General features: G+C 40.4%; 16 protein-coding genes and 1 riboswitch. Of the genes, 14 read left to right on the top strand and 2 right to left on the bottom strand.

Annotated elements, in window-relative coordinates:
* Positions 1–110 precede the first annotated feature (110 nt).
* Positions 111–2,162, bottom strand: a complete 2,052-nt coding sequence (locus tag MHH70_RS09055; protein WP_107942014.1) for a PBP1A family penicillin-binding protein — start codon at positions 2,160–2,162, stop codon at positions 111–113.
* A gap of 275 nt (positions 2,163–2,437) precedes the next feature.
* Between MHH70_RS09055 and speB the strand changes: the two genes are divergently transcribed.
* Positions 2,438–3,310 (top strand): agmatinase, encoded by an 873-nt coding sequence (gene speB / locus MHH70_RS09050; protein WP_066168162.1) that lies wholly within the window; start codon positions 2,438–2,440, stop codon positions 3,308–3,310.
* A gap of 8 nt (positions 3,311–3,318) precedes the next feature.
* Here the strand turns inward: speB and MHH70_RS09045 are convergent, their stop codons facing one another.
* On the bottom strand, positions 3,319–3,660 hold the full coding sequence (locus tag MHH70_RS09045; protein WP_342473139.1) for a tyrosine-type recombinase/integrase: 342 nt from the start codon (positions 3,658–3,660) through the stop codon (positions 3,319–3,321).
* Between the two features lie 338 nt (positions 3,661–3,998).
* Here MHH70_RS09045 and MHH70_RS09040 point away from each other — a divergent pair, with 338 nt between their 5' ends.
* The 13 genes from MHH70_RS09040 (at position 3,999) to MHH70_RS08980 (ending at position 17,648) form a co-directional block, all read left to right on the top strand.
* Complete coding sequence (locus MHH70_RS09040) at positions 3,999–4,151, top strand: hypothetical protein (RefSeq protein ID WP_161485097.1); 153 nt, start codon at positions 3,999–4,001, stop codon at positions 4,149–4,151.
* A 694-nt stretch (positions 4,152–4,845) separates the two neighbouring features.
* Complete coding sequence (locus MHH70_RS09035; protein ID WP_342473138.1) at positions 4,846–5,403, top strand: cupin domain-containing protein; 558 nt, start codon at positions 4,846–4,848, stop codon at positions 5,401–5,403.
* Positions 5,404–5,510: 107 nt separating this feature from the next.
* The gene (locus MHH70_RS09030) at positions 5,511–5,945 is read left to right on the top strand and encodes a DUF1934 domain-containing protein (RefSeq protein WP_342473137.1); all 435 of its coding nucleotides are present in this window, start codon (positions 5,511–5,513) and stop codon (positions 5,943–5,945) included.
* Positions 5,945–7,612: an arginine--tRNA ligase gene (gene argS / locus MHH70_RS09025; RefSeq protein ID WP_107942017.1), complete on the top strand. Its 1,668-nt coding sequence runs from the start codon at positions 5,945–5,947 to the stop codon at positions 7,610–7,612. The genes MHH70_RS09030 and argS overlap by 1 nt, the downstream gene beginning before the upstream one ends.
* Before the next feature lie 957 nt (positions 7,613–8,569).
* Positions 8,570–9,748: an acyl-CoA dehydrogenase family protein gene (locus tag MHH70_RS09020; protein WP_342473136.1), complete on the top strand. Its 1,179-nt coding sequence runs from the start codon at positions 8,570–8,572 to the stop codon at positions 9,746–9,748.
* Complete coding sequence (locus tag MHH70_RS09015) at positions 9,738–10,595, top strand: transporter substrate-binding domain-containing protein (protein WP_342473135.1); 858 nt, start codon at positions 9,738–9,740, stop codon at positions 10,593–10,595. The genes MHH70_RS09020 and MHH70_RS09015 overlap by 11 nt, the downstream gene beginning before the upstream one ends.
* Before the next feature lie 80 nt (positions 10,596–10,675).
* On the top strand, positions 10,676–11,386 hold the full coding sequence (locus MHH70_RS09010; protein WP_342473134.1) for an amino acid ABC transporter permease: 711 nt from the start codon (positions 10,676–10,678) through the stop codon (positions 11,384–11,386).
* A gap of 12 nt (positions 11,387–11,398) precedes the next feature.
* Positions 11,399–12,112: an amino acid ABC transporter permease gene (locus MHH70_RS09005; protein WP_342473133.1), complete on the top strand. Its 714-nt coding sequence runs from the start codon at positions 11,399–11,401 to the stop codon at positions 12,110–12,112.
* 19 nt (positions 12,113–12,131) lie between these two features.
* Positions 12,132–12,887 carry an amino acid ABC transporter ATP-binding protein gene (locus tag MHH70_RS09000; RefSeq protein WP_342473132.1) on the top strand — a complete coding sequence of 252 codons (756 nt, stop codon included), beginning with the start codon at positions 12,132–12,134 and terminating at the stop codon, positions 12,885–12,887.
* A gap of 79 nt (positions 12,888–12,966) precedes the next feature.
* Positions 12,967–13,149, top strand: a riboswitch (cobalamin riboswitch).
* A 110-nt stretch (positions 13,150–13,259) separates the two neighbouring features.
* Positions 13,260–14,222 carry an ABC transporter substrate-binding protein gene (locus tag MHH70_RS08995; RefSeq protein ID WP_342473131.1) on the top strand — a complete coding sequence of 321 codons (963 nt, stop codon included), beginning with the start codon at positions 13,260–13,262 and terminating at the stop codon, positions 14,220–14,222.
* Positions 14,223–14,623: 401 nt separating this feature from the next.
* Complete coding sequence (locus tag MHH70_RS08990; RefSeq protein ID WP_066168190.1) at positions 14,624–15,628, top strand: iron ABC transporter permease; 1,005 nt, start codon at positions 14,624–14,626, stop codon at positions 15,626–15,628.
* Positions 15,628–17,082, top strand: coding sequence for an adenosylcobinamide amidohydrolase (locus MHH70_RS08985; RefSeq protein ID WP_342473130.1), 1,455 nt, complete (start codon positions 15,628–15,630; stop codon positions 17,080–17,082). Before MHH70_RS08990 ends, MHH70_RS08985 begins: the two co-directional genes overlap by 1 nt.
* Before the next feature lie 5 nt (positions 17,083–17,087).
* Positions 17,088–17,648: a cob(I)yrinic acid a,c-diamide adenosyltransferase gene (locus MHH70_RS08980; RefSeq protein WP_066168449.1), complete on the top strand. Its 561-nt coding sequence runs from the start codon at positions 17,088–17,090 to the stop codon at positions 17,646–17,648.
* Positions 17,649–17,891 lie beyond the last annotated feature (243 nt).

Raw genomic sequence — 17,891 nt, 5'->3', positions numbered from 1 at the left:
ATGATTCTCATGCTTACGTTTACCATAAAAGAAGGCTCTTTCTTCCCACGGAAACCGTTATTCCGGGGAAGAAAGAGCTTTTTTGATTAGGTTCTGTTCATTATGACGCATTAGTTGCGCCAAAAGTTGCGGAACACTTCAAAGTCGAGCCAGCTCCCCCATGTATCTGGTTCGAAGATTTCAAAGGAGCGGCATTTTTCGGTTGGTACATCTGTTTCTTTCATATAAATAAGGCGCTGCTTTGGACATGCATCCATCCCTAGCTTGCCCGTTTCGATATCGATAACGACACCTTGAATTCCATCTGGCACCAGGAAGTTTTCGTTTGCTTTGCCATTATGAACGGTTTCCATAAAGTCAATCCATACTTGCTTGGTTGCGGCCATGTCTTCTTGAACGGATAATGTTTTGCCTTGGTCGTAGCCATTCCAAACACCAGCTGTAATGCTTGGCGTATAGCCAATTAACCATTGGTCACTAATCGTTGTACCTGATTTAGCAGCGTACGTATGAGTCATACGCCCACGAATAGACACACCTGTCGCAGGTGAATAATCACTATAAACAGGGTCGAATATGCCTGTCATCATATCTGTTAGTAAATAAGCATCTTGTTCAGTTAAAACATGCTTTGTTTCAGGCTCCGTATATTTATAAACGACATCTCCCTTGGCATTTGTAATTGACAAAATAGTTGTTGCGTTGCGTTTTTCTCCCCCTGCGGCAATTGTATTATAGGCATTTGTTAAATCATACAGTGATGTTTCAATTGTGCCGAGTGCAATGGAAGGGTTGTCCTTCTCGGTATAATTTAACCCAAAGCGTTGTAACATTTCCCGAAAGGCTTTATAGCCAACCTGCTCTAACGTTTTCACAGCGTAAATATTGTCTGAAATAGCCATTGCTTGTGCAAGGGACATATCCTGTGCTGCAAATTGTCCATTTACATTTTGTGGCTTATAAGTAGCACGCCCATCATCATAAGTGAATATTGTTTCACTTACATTTAAAAAGGTCAGTGGTGTAAAGCCATTTTCTAATGCTGCAGCGTACAAAATTGGTTTTATTGACGAGCCGGGCTGCCTTTCCGCAAGGGTGACACGATTAAATGAGCTCTTGCTGTAATCACGCCCACCAACAAGCGCTGTGACGTAGCCCGTATCAACATCTAAGCTTACGAGACCGACCTGCAAGTCAGTGTTTGGCATGTTTTTTTGAACAGCCTGCTCAGCGGCATTTTGATGTGCTTGGTTTAATGTAGTTTTAATTGTCCAGCCGCCTTCGCTAATATTCATATTTTTAGACTCTAATATTTCGCTGGCTTCTGTCCATACTACATCTAAAAAATAAGGAGCAATTGATTTACTAGCGACCCATTCGCTGTTTTTATAAACAAGCTCTTCTTTTTCAGCATGAACTTTCTCTTCAGTAGTAATCTTTTCCTGCTGCTCCATTAAGCTTAAAATAAGCTTTTGACGATTCGTTGCTTTTTCAAGATTAGCAATTGGTGAATAGTAGGTCGGACCTTTTGGGATGCCTGCAAGCATCGCCGCTTCCGCTAAAGTGAGGTCGCTCGCTGATTTACCAAAATAATAGCGACTTGCTGCTTCAGCACCATACATACCGTGCCCATAATATACCGTATTTAAGTAGCCTTCTAAAATTTCGTCCTTTGAATAGAAAATTTCTAAACGATATGCATAGAGTGCTTCATTTATTTTGCGTGTCCATGTTTTTTCATGTGATAAATATAAATTACGGGCGTATTGCTGAGTTAATGTACTTGCGCCTTGCACTTTACGTCCTGCTTTAATGTCTGCAAGTACGGCACCAGCGATTCTCGAATAATCAAATCCACCATGCTGATAAAAATCTTTATCCTCGATAGCAATAGTAGCTTCGGCTAAATACGGTGACATCTTATCTAGCTCTAACCAATAACGACGCTCTGATTGAAAGTAGTCGCCAATTTGATGGTCGTGCTGATCTAAAAAAACAGTCGCCTTCGGTACAGTCAATGTCGGCGCTCCTGCAATTTGTGCATAAATGCGAAGTGATAATAACGCCACAGCGGCAGCGCAGAGCATGGCGACTGTTAATAAAGCAAGCCTTTTACCAAAGCGCTTACGTTTTTTTCGGCGAATATAATGTTGTCGTTTCATTAACAATCACCCCGTTGTTTTGAGTGCCAGGCACACACACAATTTACACACAATTCGTGCTACGTATAGTATGTGTCTGAACCCTTATTTTTCATACAAGTATCTAAAAAATCTTTGAGCTTGTGTCTATGTATACGAAAAATGTCGAATAAAGGTTTCGCATAAGGCTACTTGCGTACAATGGCAAGAATAAAATACAATAAACATGGCATTAACGAGCTAGGCAGAATAGCCCGTCGTTGAAGACCGAATAATAATAAGCAGGTGAACGACCTATGAGATTCGATGAAACATATTCAGGTAATGTATTTATTAAAAGTCATCAAAATTATGAGCAAGCAAAGGCTGTTTTATATGGTATGCCGATGGATTGGACAGTCAGCTATCGTCCAGGCTCTCGCTTCGGTCCAACACGTATTCGAGAAGTATCGATTGGCTTAGAGGAATACAGCCCATATTTAGATCGTGAGTTGGAGGAAGTAAAGTTTTTCGATGCGGGAGATATTCCACTACCATTCGGAAATCCGAAGCAGTCATTAGAGGAAATTAAAGGATTTGTGCGCAAGGTGTTAGCTGACGGTAAGGTGCCAATTGGTATGGGCGGTGAACATTTAGTATCCCTTCCGGTAATGGAGGCCGTGTACGAAAAATATAATGATTTAGCAGTAATTCATTTTGATGCACATACAGATTTACGAACAGATTATGAAGGCGAGCCGTATTCACACGCAACACCTATTCGTAAAATTGCAGAGCATATTGGACCGCATAATGTATATTCATTTGGCATTCGCTCTGGACTAAAGGAAGAATTTATTTGGGCAAAGGAAAATGGCATGCATATTTCAAAATTCGAAGTGCTAGAGCCATTAAAGCAAGTATTACCAACACTTGCTGGTCGCAATGTTTATGTAACAATCGACATCGATGTTCTAGACCCAGGGCACGCACCAGGTACAGGTACAGTAGATTGCGGTGGTATTACACCGAAGGAGCTACTTGCATCTATCCACGCCATCGCAGGCAGTGGTGTCAACGTAGTTGGTTTCGATTTAGTTGAAGTAGCTCCAATTTATGATGTGTCTGAAATGACAGCTAACACAGCCGCAAAGCTTATTCGTGAAATGATTCTCGGCTGGGTGAAATAACGAGGACTTTATAAACATTGATATGAAGCGGTTTGAGTGGGGTTTAGCTGAGAGCTAGCCCCACTTTTAGCCCCATTTCCTTTTAAGCTCTCACTAAACACTGCTACAGTTTGAGCTTCCATCTCTTGTAGTACATGTCCACAAACCGAATGAATCATTTCGGGAGTGTTTCCTAAATGTTCCGCAATGGCTTTATCAGGAATACTGTTATTCATAAGGATGGTAGCATGTGTATGCCGTAAACCATGTATCGTTGTAGCTGGTAGCTTAACTGCCTTTACGAGGCGATTAAAGATTGCATTTAAGCCTGTAGAAACAAGTATGTGGTGATAGAAAAATAAACGAATCATCTTTCGTTAGATCATTATGTAGCTTGCGGTCATGTGAAAATAACAACGCTTTAACAGCCGTTGGATAGCTTTTGTAGCTGCTCTATGACCATGCTATCTTACATTCGCTATTCTTTGTTTACACCGTTATTCCCTCTTGTTCGCTCAATTGTGATTGTTTGATTAGCAAAGTCGATATTTCGCCCTTTATAAGCAATTGTTAAAAATAAGCTATAGTAAACAATATCTTCATGCTGCTTAGTATGGTTCAGTAGTACACTAAGTGGACTAGGAGTAAGGTACTTTCAAGCTTGGCAGTGTGTAAGTGGGAGTAGGTCAAATTTGAAAGGAGCATTAACATGAGTCAATTAGTATTTATTCAAGATAGCCAAGTTATTACAGACAGTTTAACAATTGCCGAAATGTTTGGAAAAGACTACGATAAAGTTGTTCGTGATATTGAAACTCAAAATTCAACGAAGCGAATGAAGGTGAATGGGGTACCACTTTAAAGGAAACGTTGAAGTATGTAATTTTGAAATTCTTTAATTTAAAGGTATTAAAAAGCGCTAGTTCTTAATGAAAAGATATTACTGTGTGACCACCTAAAGCTTAGGGACCGCATTCAAGGCAATCTTGACGAGTAACATCAGCATGCTACAATAAATACGCAGCATCTAGCTGACTTCCTTTTTTCTTGAAAGGAGGTGCACTACATGCCTAAGTTCTCACGACAAAAAAGAACAAAGCTAAGAGAAAGAATACGGCGTAAAGAAAGACTAGCCATCTTTCGATACGTAACGGATGTATTCCGTGTGATAGACACTATCTATCGTTTCTTTCGTATGATGCTGTAAACAAGGAGCACCATTCAGTATTTTACTGGGTGGTGTTTTCTTTTAGATAAAATAAAAAACGCCCAAGAGCCACTTGGACGTTGTACTACATGCGATTCTCACGACAAGAACCTTTCTGCCTATTATTTTACCCCTTGTAGGGTAAATCGTCAAGGCTTTCATAGTGTATGTAGTATTCGATATTGTTATTCACGCACAAAAGGCATTCGCTTTGAATGAATAAATGCCTTATTGTAGTGGTTAAATATAGAGGCTAGTTTTGTCCCAGCCCATTTTTAAATTTTTTAACTAAATTTTAACCTTGGCACTTTATAATAAATGGATTCGGAAATTTAAGGGAGTGAAGGAAATGCTAGCAGCTACAGTACGGCATAAATTTACAGGTGAGCAAATTACATTTATTGAGACGGCAGCATATACGAATGGTCGCTATTTATTAATAGAGGTGATGTTGCCGCCAAATGGAGAGGGACCACCATTGCATTATCATGATGAATTTGTCGAGGAGTTTACGATTTTAGAGGGCATCTTAACAGTTACAGTGGGAGAGCAGGACCATGTTTTAACTACGGGGCAGTCGATTACTGCCGAGATTGGCACAGCACATACATTTAATAATCGCCATGAGGAAAATGTGCAATTTCGGGTGAAATTAACTCCGCCGTCACAGTTTGAGGAATCTGTTAGAATTCATTATGGCTTGATGGATGATGGATTAACGAACGAGCAAGGTGTACCCAAAAATATTTTCCATCTCATTTTAATTTTGAAATTGCAAAACACATTAATAGCGGGCAAGTCTCTAAGTATACAAAGAGTTTTATTTAATTTGCTTGTGCACCTCGGCAAGTTTTTTAAAATGTATCAATCATTAGAAAAGTATACGGGCAAAAAAATCAACGTTTGATACAAATTTATTACGACAGTGTTTAGTTGATACCTCTTGCCTAAACAGCGAAAACCATCCTATAATAATAAGGTTATAGTCATTGACAAAAAAGGAGTGTGCCGCGCATGCAGGATGTAGGAACAAAGGTGAAAATTAAGCTTGTTTCATCCATTATCCCGACAGACGGTGAGCTTGAAACGTATGAAATATGGCTGCAAGGCTCCTATGTGGAAAAAGCAGGCAGTTGCTATTTGCGTTATGAGGAAATGCAGAAAGAGGCTCATATTCGCACGACGGTGAAGCTAGCAAACGGACAAGCCTTTATTTTGCGTGGAGGCGATGTCAACATGCGCCTACCTTTAAATATTGAACAGAAGGAAAATGGTCATTATGAAAGCGTCTATGGCACATTGCCGCTCGTAACCAAAACATACGCTTTAGCATTTGAGCCAAATAGAGGCAGTATCCAAGGCCAATTTATTGCACATTATGATTTAATTGTAGGTGGTGCAGTGGCAGGCAATTATAAATTAGAAATTCATTATACGGAGGTAAAATAATGAACGCTGTTGAGCAATTACAACAATCGATTAAAATGGCTTTAGCAAATGCAGTTGCTAAGGCGCAATTGGTTGAAGAAAGTACGGAATATACAATTCATTTAGAAACACCGAAGGATAAGGCAAATGGGGATTTTGCAACAAATATTGCGATGCAGCTAACGAAGCTTGCGAAAAAGCCACCACGCGCAATTGCAGAGGCGATTGTTGAAAATATTGATTTAGCAGGGGCGAATATTGAAAAAATTGATATTGCAGGACCGGGCTTTATTAATATTACGGTGCGCAAAGATCTTTTAACAGGCGTTGTCCAAGCGGTGCTTGAGCAAGGTGAAGCATATGGTCGTTCGACAGCAGGCGCAGGCGAAAAAGTACAAGTAGAGTTTGTATCAGCAAATCCAACAGGCGATTTACACTTAGGGCATGCACGTGGAGCGTCTGTAGGGGATTCATTGTGTAATGTACTAGATTTCGCTGGCTATGCAGTATCACGTGAATATTATATTAATGATGCTGGAAATCAAATTAATAATTTAGCTTATTCACTAGAAGCACGCTATAAGCAAGCGCTCGGTATGGAGGCGGAAATGCCAGAGGATGGCTACCATGGGCAAGATATTATCGACATTGCGGGTAAATTGGCCGAAGCACATGGCGCAAGCATTTTAGAGCGAACGGATGAAGAACGTTTTAAATTTTTCCGTGAGCATGGTTTGAAGTTAGAGCTAGAAAAATTACAAAATGATTTAAAAAACTTCCGCGTTGAATTTGATGTGTGGTATTCAGAAACATCATTATATGAAAACGGGAAAATTGAAATAGCGTTAGATAAATTGCGTGCGAATGGTCATGTTTTTGAAGAGGAAGGGGCAACTTGGTTCCGTTCGACAACATTTGGTGATGATAAAGACCGCGTGTTAATTAAAAATGATGGCTCGTTCACTTACTTAACACCAGATATCGCTTACCATGAGGATAAAATTGTGCGCGGCTTCGATAAGCTAATTAACATTTGGGGAGCTGACCACCATGGCTATATTCCACGTATGAAAGCAGCAATCGAGGCACTTGGCTACGAGCGCGATACGTTAGAGGTAGAAGTTATTCAAATGGTACAGCTTTATAAAAACGGTGAGAAGTTCAAAATGTCAAAGCGTACTGGTAACGCAGTGACGATGCGTGAGCTTGTAGAAGAGGTAGGCTTGGATGCAGTACGGTACTTTTTCGTTAAAACAGCAGGCGATTCGCATATGGACTTTGACCTTGATTTAGCTGTGTCACAGTCAAACGAAAACCCTGTTTACTATGCGCAATATGCACATGCTCGTATTTGCTCGATTTTACGTCAAGCGGATGAGCAAGGCTTACAAGCAAGCTTAGATAATTTACAGCTACTAACGGCTGAAAAAGAAATTGATGTATTGAAAAAGATAGGTGCATTCCCGCAAGTTGTTGCAGATGCAGCGAAACACCGTACACCGCACCGTATTGCTAATTACATCCAAGAGTTAGCGGCCGCATTCCATAGCTTCTACAATGCTGAAAAAGTAATAAACGCGGAAAATGAGCAATTATCGTCTGCACGCCTTGCATTAATTACAGCAGTACGCACGACACTAGCAAACGCTTTAAAATTAATCGGCGTAAGCGCACCCGAAAAGATGTAATATGGAAATGAAAAGCTGAGGCTGTCGAAAAAATCGACCCTCAGCTTTTTTAGTTGGAAAAGTAAAACACAGATAAGTCATGGAAACGAGCAGATAATTCTACAGGTTGCAAATAAATCAGGGCAAGCTGCAAATATATTTGAAAAGTCGCAAATAAATCGGGTCAAGTCGCAAATATATCCGAGAAGTCGCAAATAAATCAAAGCAAGCCGCAAATATATTTGAAAAGTCGCAAATAAATCAAGGCAAGCCGCAAATATATCCGAGAAGTCGCAAATAAAACAAGGCAAGTCGCAAACATACTTGAGAAGTTGCAAATAAATCGGGTCAAGTCGCAAATATATCCGAGAAGTCGCAAATAAACCAGGGCAAGTCGCAAATATATTTGAAAAGTCGCAAATAAATCAAGGCAAGCCGCAAATATACCCGAGAGGTTGCAAATAAAATAGGGCAATTTGTAAATATCTAGATGACAGCTGCTAATATAATGCAAAAAACGCTGATATCTCAATGTAGGCCGCGGCTATGATTTATAAACTGCCAATATCTAAAAGCTCCTAATCATATTCAAAGCCACCGATAAATTCCAAATACTTAAAAAATCATTTCTCTACGCCATGCGATTATTTTGTGCATTGGCTTTTCAACCGTATTTTAATGTCTAACTGATTGATTTGAGGCTTCTTTGACATGACTAAAATAGGCACGTTATTCAGAGAGGGAGATTCTCAAAAAAGTTTTGTCTGAAAGTTGCGTTTGCGTGTTTTCAAACTTTCTTTATTTTAAGATACCAGCATTTAATTTTTATTTTAAAAGCTATGGCATATATGCTTTTTTTGAATAATATATAAAACCTATAAAAAAACTTGGTATAAACTATTGACTTCCATTTTTGCTAGTCGTACAATCAATTTCAACATCATTCAAAATTGATTGAAAATTAGGGAGGCTATTATTGTGAGTAAACAGCTTTTCATTAAAACAACAGAACAGCGACAATGGTTAGAGAAAATTGCTACGTTGGAGGAGACGTTTAAAAGTCGCTCGCAGCAAATTGATGAGCTTGGGAGCTTCCCGCATGAAAATATTCGTGCATTAAGGGAGATTGGTTATACGAAAATTACATTGCCAAAGCAGCTTGGCGGCGAGGGCTTCACTATTTATGATGCAGTTTTATTGCATGAAACGTTGGCTAGCTATGATGCAAGTACAGCGCTCACTATAGGCTGGACGCTGTTAACTGTAGGTGATTTATTTGAACATGAGGAATGGGAGCCTGCGATGCTACAAAAATTTGCGCAGGAAGTAGCGAACGGCGCAATTATTAATCGTGCGGTTAGCGAGTTTGCTATGGGTAGTCCGACACGTGGTGGCAGACCGACAACGACTGCAAAGAAAACGGCGGAAGGCTGGTTAATTAATGGGCGTAAAAACTATACAACAGGTGCACCAGAGCTGGATTATTTTTTAACATCTGCTTGGATAGAGGAGCAAGAGAAAATTGGATTTTTCCTTATTCCACACAAAGCCAAAGGTGTCACAATCGATGAAACATGGGATGTAATTGCGATGCGTGGTACAGGTAGCCATGATTTAGTATTGCAAAATGTAGAGCTAAAGCCATCTGATTTGGTTGAAATTCCGAGTTATTCTACAGGTTTTAAGGTGAATGGTTGGGCATTATTAGTTCCTACTACTTATTTAGGTATCGCACAAGCTGCACGTGATTATGCTGTTCATTTTGCGACAACACATAAACCAAATAGCTTAAATGGTCCGATAAGCGACTTGCCAAATGTGCAAGCACTCATTGGAGAAATTGAGTTAGCACTGGCAACAGCACGCTTCACATTGTACGGGGCGGCAGAGGCTTATATAAATCCGACTCGTAAACAGTTTGTGCAGCAAGAGCTCAATATTGCCAAGCATGTTGTGACAAATAATGCATTGCAAATTGTGGATAAGGCGATGCGCTTAGTTGGTGCAAAAAGCTTGCAACGCAATAATCCACTGCAGCGTTATTATCGTGATGTGAGGGCAGGCTTACACAATCCACCAATGGATGATATGACAATAAAAAAGTTGGCTGAAGCAGCTATTCAACAAGCAAAAGGAGAGACTTTACATGTTAATTAAAAAAATATTACAGTTTACAGCAATTAGCTTTGCAGCGGTTTCTATACTAGTGGCGTGCAGTGACGGCGAGGCTGCTACAACGTCAAATGGAGAAGCGGTGAAAAAGGTAAAGGTAGCTTATGACCAGTCAGGCAAGCCAATGACTTATATTGATGAAAACGGTAATCCAACAGGCTATGACGTTGAAGTAATGAAATTAGTCGATGAAATTTTAGAAGATTACGAGTTTGAATTTGTTGGAACGTCGAACGATGATTTATTAATCGGTGTTGAGCAAGGGAAGTATCAGGTAGGTGTGAAAAATGCCTTCTGGACAGAGGAGCGAACAGCAAAATTTATTTTTCCACAGGAGTTTTTAGGATTAAGTAGTGCAGGGCTTGTTGTAAAAAAAGAAAATGCCCATATTAAAAATTTGAGCGACTTTGCTTCAGCAGGGTTTACGCTAGCGCCAATCGCGGCAAATAACGCCCAGTATACAGTCATTGCTGAATACAATGAAGCGAATCCGGATAACCAAGTCAAGCTACAGGCAGGGGAGGAGTTTTCGGTTGATGTTGTGCAATGGGTGAATGAAGGGCGTGTAGATGGTGGTGTACAAATCGAAGGTAGCTTTAACGGTCAAGTATTAACGGAGGGCGGCCCGTATCATCATTTAAAGGATGATGTTGTGTATAACGAGTTTGCAGTAATTAAAACATGGCCGCTATTTAATAAAAAGGAGCAGGAATTCGCAGATGCCTATGATAAAGCAATTCAGCAGTTAAAGGAAACGGATGCGCTAAATAAGCTAAGCGAACAATTTTACGGTAAGGATTTATTCAAAGTGTTAGATTCTGTAAAACGTTAGATGAATTGATTAGCTAAGGGAGAGCATATGCAAACTGCTTTCCCAATAGCTGCATACATAATGAATCGGTGGTGAGATGAATGGAAAAATACTTTGATATCATTTATTTATGGTCAGCGCTTCCACAGCTATTGCCATTTTTATTTGTGACATTATATGTTGCTGCTCTTGCGGTCGCTTTTGGTAGTGCTGCTGGATTGGTGTTAGCGATGGCGAAATTAAGCAATCATGCATTGCTGCGTTGGCTTGCGAATGGCTATACAACAATTATCCGTTGTACGCCTTCAATTGTATTATTATTTCTTGTGTACTACGGGGTTCCGGCATTCGCTGAAAATTTATTAAATATCAATTTGCATAATGTGCATACAGGTGTTTTTGTAGTGATAACATTTAGCTTACAGTTTGCGGCGATGATGTCCGAGGTAATTCGTTCTTCTTATTTAGCAATTGATAGAGGACAGCATGAGGCAGCTGTTAGCGTCGGTCTCACACCACTGCAAGCCTATCGACGCATTGTTTTTCCACAAGCATTTGTTGTTGCCATACCGAATTTTGGAAATGGCTTAATTGCGGTATTACAGGAAGGGGCACTTGCCTATACGATAGGCTTTATCGATATTGTAGGAAAGGCAAATTTAATTATTGCGAATAACTATGGTACGCATACGTTAGAAATTTTTATGGCTTTAGCTATTATTTATTGGATTTTGTCGATTACGTTAGAGAAGCTATTTGCAAAATTGGAGCGAGCATTTAGCAAAGGGAAGAGCTCAATCAAGGCAACATAAGGAGTGATGTGCATGGATTTTATTAATATAGCATTTTTAATAAATACCTTTTGGGTTGCGGTGAGCGGTGTGCCAATTGCGTTATTGGTAACGATTGTATCGCTTATATTAGCAATACCTTTAGCTTTTCTACTTGCCATGTCGCGTATTTATGAAGTGCCGATTATTAACCGTTTAACAAAAATTTATGTGTCTTTTGTGCGTGGCACGCCAGTAATTATTCAAATTTTTGTGCTCTACAGCAGCATCCCACTCATTTTAGCAGGTCTATTTGAAAAATATAATATCAATTACTCCATTTATGATGTGAATCCATTATGGTATGCCCTTATTATATTTACGTTCAATACAGCCGCAGTTTTAACTGAGGTGTTCCGCTCTGCATTGCAAACTGTTCCTAAAGGGCAGCTAGAGGCGGCGCATTCTGTTGGCTTGACAACGGCACAGGCTTACTGGCGTATTGTGATTCCACAATCTTTGGTAGTGGCGCTACCTAATTTATGTACAGCAACGATTAATTTGATTAAGGCGACATCGCTTGGTTATGCCATTTCGTTACAGGAAATTACATTGAAGGCGAAGGTTGCTGCTAATGTTGGCTACAATTATTTAGAGGCATATATCGATATTTTCATCGTTTATTTAATTTTATGTATGACGGTAGAGTATTTATTTAAACGCTATGAACGCTATTTAAGTCGCTATAAAATGAATCTTCAAAGTTAAATGTAAAGGGGGAGAGCTGATGCTACAAATTACAAATATTCATAAATCATTCGGGCGCAATGAGATTTTAAAGGGCGTTGATTTAACTGTTTCAAAAGGGGATGTTGTTGTTATTTTAGGTCCCAGTGGTTCAGGTAAAACAACATTGCTGCGCTGTATTAATTTTTTGGAGCGTGCGGATAAAGGAACGGCGAGCTTTGGTGAAATAACAGTTGATTTAAAAAATGCCTCTAAAAAGGAAGTGCTTGCTGTACGTAAAAAAACCGCCTTTGTATTTCAAAATTATAATTTATTTCATAATAAAACGGCACTGGAAAATGTCGCAGAAGGCTTAATTATAGGTAGGAAAATGAATAAGGAGCAGGCGTATGGACTTGCGAAAGAGGCACTCGATCAAGTAGGTTTGACGCATAAATATGATGCCTACCCAAGTCAATTATCTGGTGGTCAGCAGCAGCGGGTTGGTATAGCCCGAGCTATTGTATTATCGCCTGATGTAATTTTATTTGATGAGCCGACATCAGCGCTTGACCCCGAGCTTGTAGGGGAAGTTTTAGAGGTCATGAAAACAATCGCGAAGTCTGGCACAACGATGATTGTCGTCACACATGAAATGTCATTTGCGCGAGATGTAGCAAGCCATGTCATTTTTATGGATGGAGGTCAAATTGTTGAGGAAGGCTCCGCGCATGAGATTTTTGTACAACCAAAAGAGGAGCGCACAAAGCAGTTTTTACGTCGCGTACTACCTGAAGAGTATAACTACCATATTTAGCACCTACACAATCTCAATTTTTTCGCTATAATTAAAGTGGAGACATTGAGATTTTATTCATTGTCAAAGATAAAAAAGTTCATAGTGAAGCACAAAAGGTTCCTTGTAGATGATAAGGAGTAAAAGGGAAATCAGTGAAAATCTGATGCGGTCCCGCCACTGTAAATGCTAGTTTCTAGCGGTATGCCACTGAATTTTTGGGAAGGCGCTAGAGATGTATGATGCATAAGCCAGGAGACCTGCCTTTCGTGTAAAGCCAATGACAACCTACGAGGATAGGGTGGCGCCGCTATTTTAATAGTGCCCTATTATAATCTCTCGTATTTGTCGAGGGATTTTTTTGTTATTTTGTTTAATTAGGAGGAATTAGAAGTGAAAAAGTTTTGGTCAATTATAATGACGATGCTGTTAGCAACAGGCTTGCTTGCAGCGTGTGGACAGGATGACAATAAGGAGCCACAAACGCAAGATGAGCAGCAAACAGAAGTACAGCAAGAAACGGACGAGCTCGCAGCAGCCTTTCCTGCGACAGTAACAGATGCTTTAGGCAGAGAGGTTACGCTTGAGCATGCACCAGAAAAAATCATCTCTTTAACACCATCAAATACAGAAATTTTATTTGCTTTAAATTTAGAAAATGAGGTTGTTGGCGTCAACGATATTGATGATTATCCACCAGCAGTAGCTGAAAAAGAAAGAGTCGGTAGCATGGAATACAATGTTGAAAAAATCGTCTCCTTACAGCCCGATATTGTTTTTGCACATGAATCAAGCATGTTCGCAGTTGAGCCAGCATTAGAGCAATTAGAAGCAGCGGGCGTAACGGTGTTCGTCGTTAAAAATGCGGCAACATTTGAAGAAACATATATGACAATGGAACAAATCGGTACTTTAACAGGTAAAGTAGAAGAAGCAGAGAAAATGGTGGAATCTATTAAAACGAAGCTAGCTGATATACAGGCAAAAGTGGAAGGACAAGAAGAAAAATCAGCTTTCGTTGTTGTTGGTATGACACCAGATATTTATGCAGTTGGTCAAAACACATTTATGGATGAGATGCTAAAAGCAATCAATATTAAAAACGTTGTTGAAGCGGATGAATGGCCAATGTATAGTCCAGAGGATTTTGTTGCAAGCAATCCAAGCACAATTATCGTGACATACGCAGAAGATGTGGACGCAGTTTTAAATAACCCAGCATTTGCTGAAATGGATGCGGTGAAAAACGGCGCAGTTTACACTGTAGATGGCAGTATGACAAGCCGTCAAGGTCCTCGCATTGCGGATGGGGTAGAATCAATTGCAAAGGCAATGTATCCAGAAATTTTTAAATAAAGTGAAACTTCAATCAGTGGGATTCCTCATCCCCACTGATTGTTAGTTGACCCACTCGGGCATTTACGGGCAGTTAATCTCGCACTTATCTTTTAACGTATTGTCACTTAAGTCTTGAAGTGGGCGTTTTACTGCCCGTTAATGCGGGATAAGTCTGGATGAGGGCTGCCTAAAAGAATTATAAGAAATTGAACATTTGTTGATTATTCCAAATAAAGGGGACATCTAAAAAAACGTCTATAATCAGCGTTTTGGACGATGACTCTTTGGTAAAAGGTTTATATTCCTAAGCGATAGAGAAGAAACGAAAATCTCCCTTTTAATACGATACCAATACAAAATTCCCTTTTTGGATAGCCCTACTCCAGAATAAGCGTTTATTTAAAGGCAGGCGATTCTATTTGAGTCAAAATAAAAAGGCAGTAATTGCATATGTCATATCAATTGCATTACTACTCATAAGTATATGGTTAGGAGTTGCGGTAGGTTCAGTGAACATACCGCTATCTACTTTATGGGATAGAGAGGCTGACCCAACCGCCTACAGTATTTTATGGAATATTCGAATGCCTAGAGTAATGCTTGCTGCGCTCGTTGGTGCGTCGCTGGCGATAGCGGGGGCGGCATTTCAAGGTTTATTAAAAAACCCACTCGCTGATCCATATACGCTCGGTATCTCGTCAGGGGCCTCTGTCGGTGCAGTGGCAACTATTTATTTTTCAGTATCGCTTCCGATGCTTGGCGTTTTCACATTGCCGATTTTTAGTATGCTTGGCGCAGCGATAACAATGATCATTGTGATGACTTTTGCGCGCCTTGTTGACCGAACGATGAAAATGGAGACATTAATATTAACTGGGGTTATTTTTAGCTCTTTTTTAGGTTCCTGTATTTCTTTAATGATTGCGTTGACAGGGGAGCAGCTACGAATGATTATGGGCTGGCTACTTGGTAGCGTTTCGATGCGCGGCTGGCCATATGTGCAAATGATTATCCCGTTCGTTATTATCGGTGTACTTTTAATTTGGTTAAACCGTCGTGAGCTGAATGCGATGGTTTACGGAGAAGAGCGTGCAAAGCATTTAGGCGTTGATGTGAAGCGCAGTAAATATATTATTTTAGCTGGTGGTTCTATACTGACAGGTGCTGCGGTTGCCGTCTCTGGTACGATTGGTTTCGTTGGGCTTGTCGTGCCACATATGGTGCGCATGCTTGTCGGAGCAGACCACCGTTTGCTGCTAATTTTATCGCTCATTAATGGCGCAAGCCTTCTCGTGATTTGCGATTTAGTGTCACGTACAATCATTGCCCCAACAGAGCTGCCTATTGGGGTCATTACAGCATTTATCGGTGCGCCCATTTTTGCTTATATTTTTTACAAGCAACGTAGAAAAGGGGGAGCATAATGCTACAAGTAGAGCAAATTTCTGGTGGCTACGGTGCGACACCGATTATTAAAAATGTTTCATTCACAGTATCTAAAGGGAAAATACTGGGGATTCTCGGACCGAATGGTAGTGGCAAATCTACATTGTTAAAGGTGATTAGCGGCGTTTTACCTACAATAAGTGGACAAATTTTACTCGATGGTAAGGGAATTGATGCCTATTCAACGAAGGAGCTTGCGAAAAAAATGGCTGTACTGCCTCAGTTACATGCTAACGCTTTTTCCAATTCTGTACGTGATGCGGTGTCGCTCGGTCGTTATCCGCATCAATCTAGTTTCTTTGCCAGTTGGTCGGAGCAAGATGAGCAGGCTGTACAAACGGCGATGCGACAAACAGGTGTGCAACAATATGAGCATGCTTATTTGGAATATTTATCGGGCGGTGAGCAGCAGCGCACTTTTATCGCACAGGCACTTGCGCAATGTGCGAATCTTTTATTGCTTGATGAGCCGACAAATCATTTAGATATTGCGCATCAGCAGCAAATATTAGATATGATTCGCAAACAAGCGTTAGAATGTGAATTAACGGTAGTATCAGTTTTTCACGATATGAACTTAGCAGCATTGTATTGTGACGAGCTTTTGTTAATGGATAAGGGGCAAGTCAAGGCATTCGGCAAGCCGCATGAGGTGTTACTAGAAGCGCAAATTGCAGAGGTCTACGGGGCAAGGGTGACTACATATGCACATCCAGAGCTACCAAAGCCTCAAGTAACGCAGCTACCAAGGCTCAAGCAGGAAAATGTATTCGCGCCGGTGACGAAGGAGCATTTCGCAATAACGGACAGCTATGTGCACTTTCAAGCGGAGGCACCGCTAAAGGTTGTATCATCAGCAGTTTATAATGCAGGTATGGGCTGGTATACGACCTTTATTAATCGCACTGTCGAAACTACTTATCATGCTGAAAATATGAAGGACGAGGTAGAGTCATTTTTAAGGGCTCATAACTTGGTGCTGACGAATACAGTGGTTATGCTTACAGCACTTGCTGCAAAAAATGCTGTAATTGAATCATATGCGGATGGACTTGTGCTCATTGCAGTCACAGCCGGCATAGACAATGCTGTAGATGTGACAAGAGCCTATGAGCAAGAGGAGCAGCCGCATATCGGAACAATCAATACATGGGTTATTATTAATGGGAAGCTATCTGATGAAGCATTCTATCAAGCGATGATTACAGCAACAGAAGCAAAAACAAGGGCATTAGCAGAGCAAAACATTCAAGATGCTCGAACAGGTACAATCGCGACAGGTACGAGTACAGATAGCCTTTTAATTGCCGCAACACAAAGCGGGGAAGAACTGCCCTATGCAGGACCTATTACAAAAGTGGGTAAATGGATTGGGCGAGGCGTTTTCGATGCGACATCGAAAGCAATTGCAAAATACAAAAAGGAAGGATGAGTGAAATGAAACTGTATACAAAAAAAGGGGACACAGGTAAAACAAGCATTATTGGACGCCGAGTAGACAAGGACGATTTACGCGTAGAGGCATACGGCACAATGGATGAGCTAAATTCAATTATTGGTAAAGCGATGACGGAGCTAGAGAAAGAATTGTTCCAAGATATTTTAGCGGATTTAGAAAGCATTCAGCATGAATTATTTGATGGTGGTGGCGATTTAGCCAATGTAATGAAAGAGCGTGTTTACAAGCTAACAGAAGCACCAATCGAAACAATGGAAGCTCGCATCGACATTTTAGTTGAGGAAGCACCTCCACTGCGCCGCTTCATTTTACCTGGTGGCTCGCCTGCTGCAGCCACACTTCATATTGCCCGTACAATAGCGCGCCGAGCAGAGCGCCAAACGGTAACATTAATGAAGGCTGATAATGATGTATCACCAGTCGTACAAAAATATTTGAATCGACTTTCAGACTACTTATTCGCTGCCGCGCGAGTAGTAAACGTGAGACTAAAAGTTTCAGATATAGAATACATTCGCAGTGCAGATGTGTTTAAATAAGAAGTGGAGAAAGCGTCCAAAATCCTTGCAATTGCGAGGTTTTGGGCGCTTTTTGAGCACTAGCTGAAATAAGGATAAATTTGAGAACGTAGAATAAACCTTTGCAAACATGGAATAAACTCAGGAAAACATGGAATAAATCCCAGAAAACATAGAATAAACTCTAAAAAACATGGAATTTAGCTCTTGAGAGTATTCGAAATGCCTTGAATAGATAAGAAATAATAAAAATAGTATTGACTG

The sequence above is a fragment of the Metasolibacillus sp. FSL H7-0170 genome (assembly GCF_038593115.1).
Taxonomy (GTDB): Bacteria; Bacillota; Bacilli; order Bacillales_A; family Planococcaceae; genus Metasolibacillus; species Metasolibacillus fluoroglycofenilyticus.
Note: the sequence above shows the minus strand (reverse complement) of the source record. Positions and strands in the feature narration are given on the sequence as shown.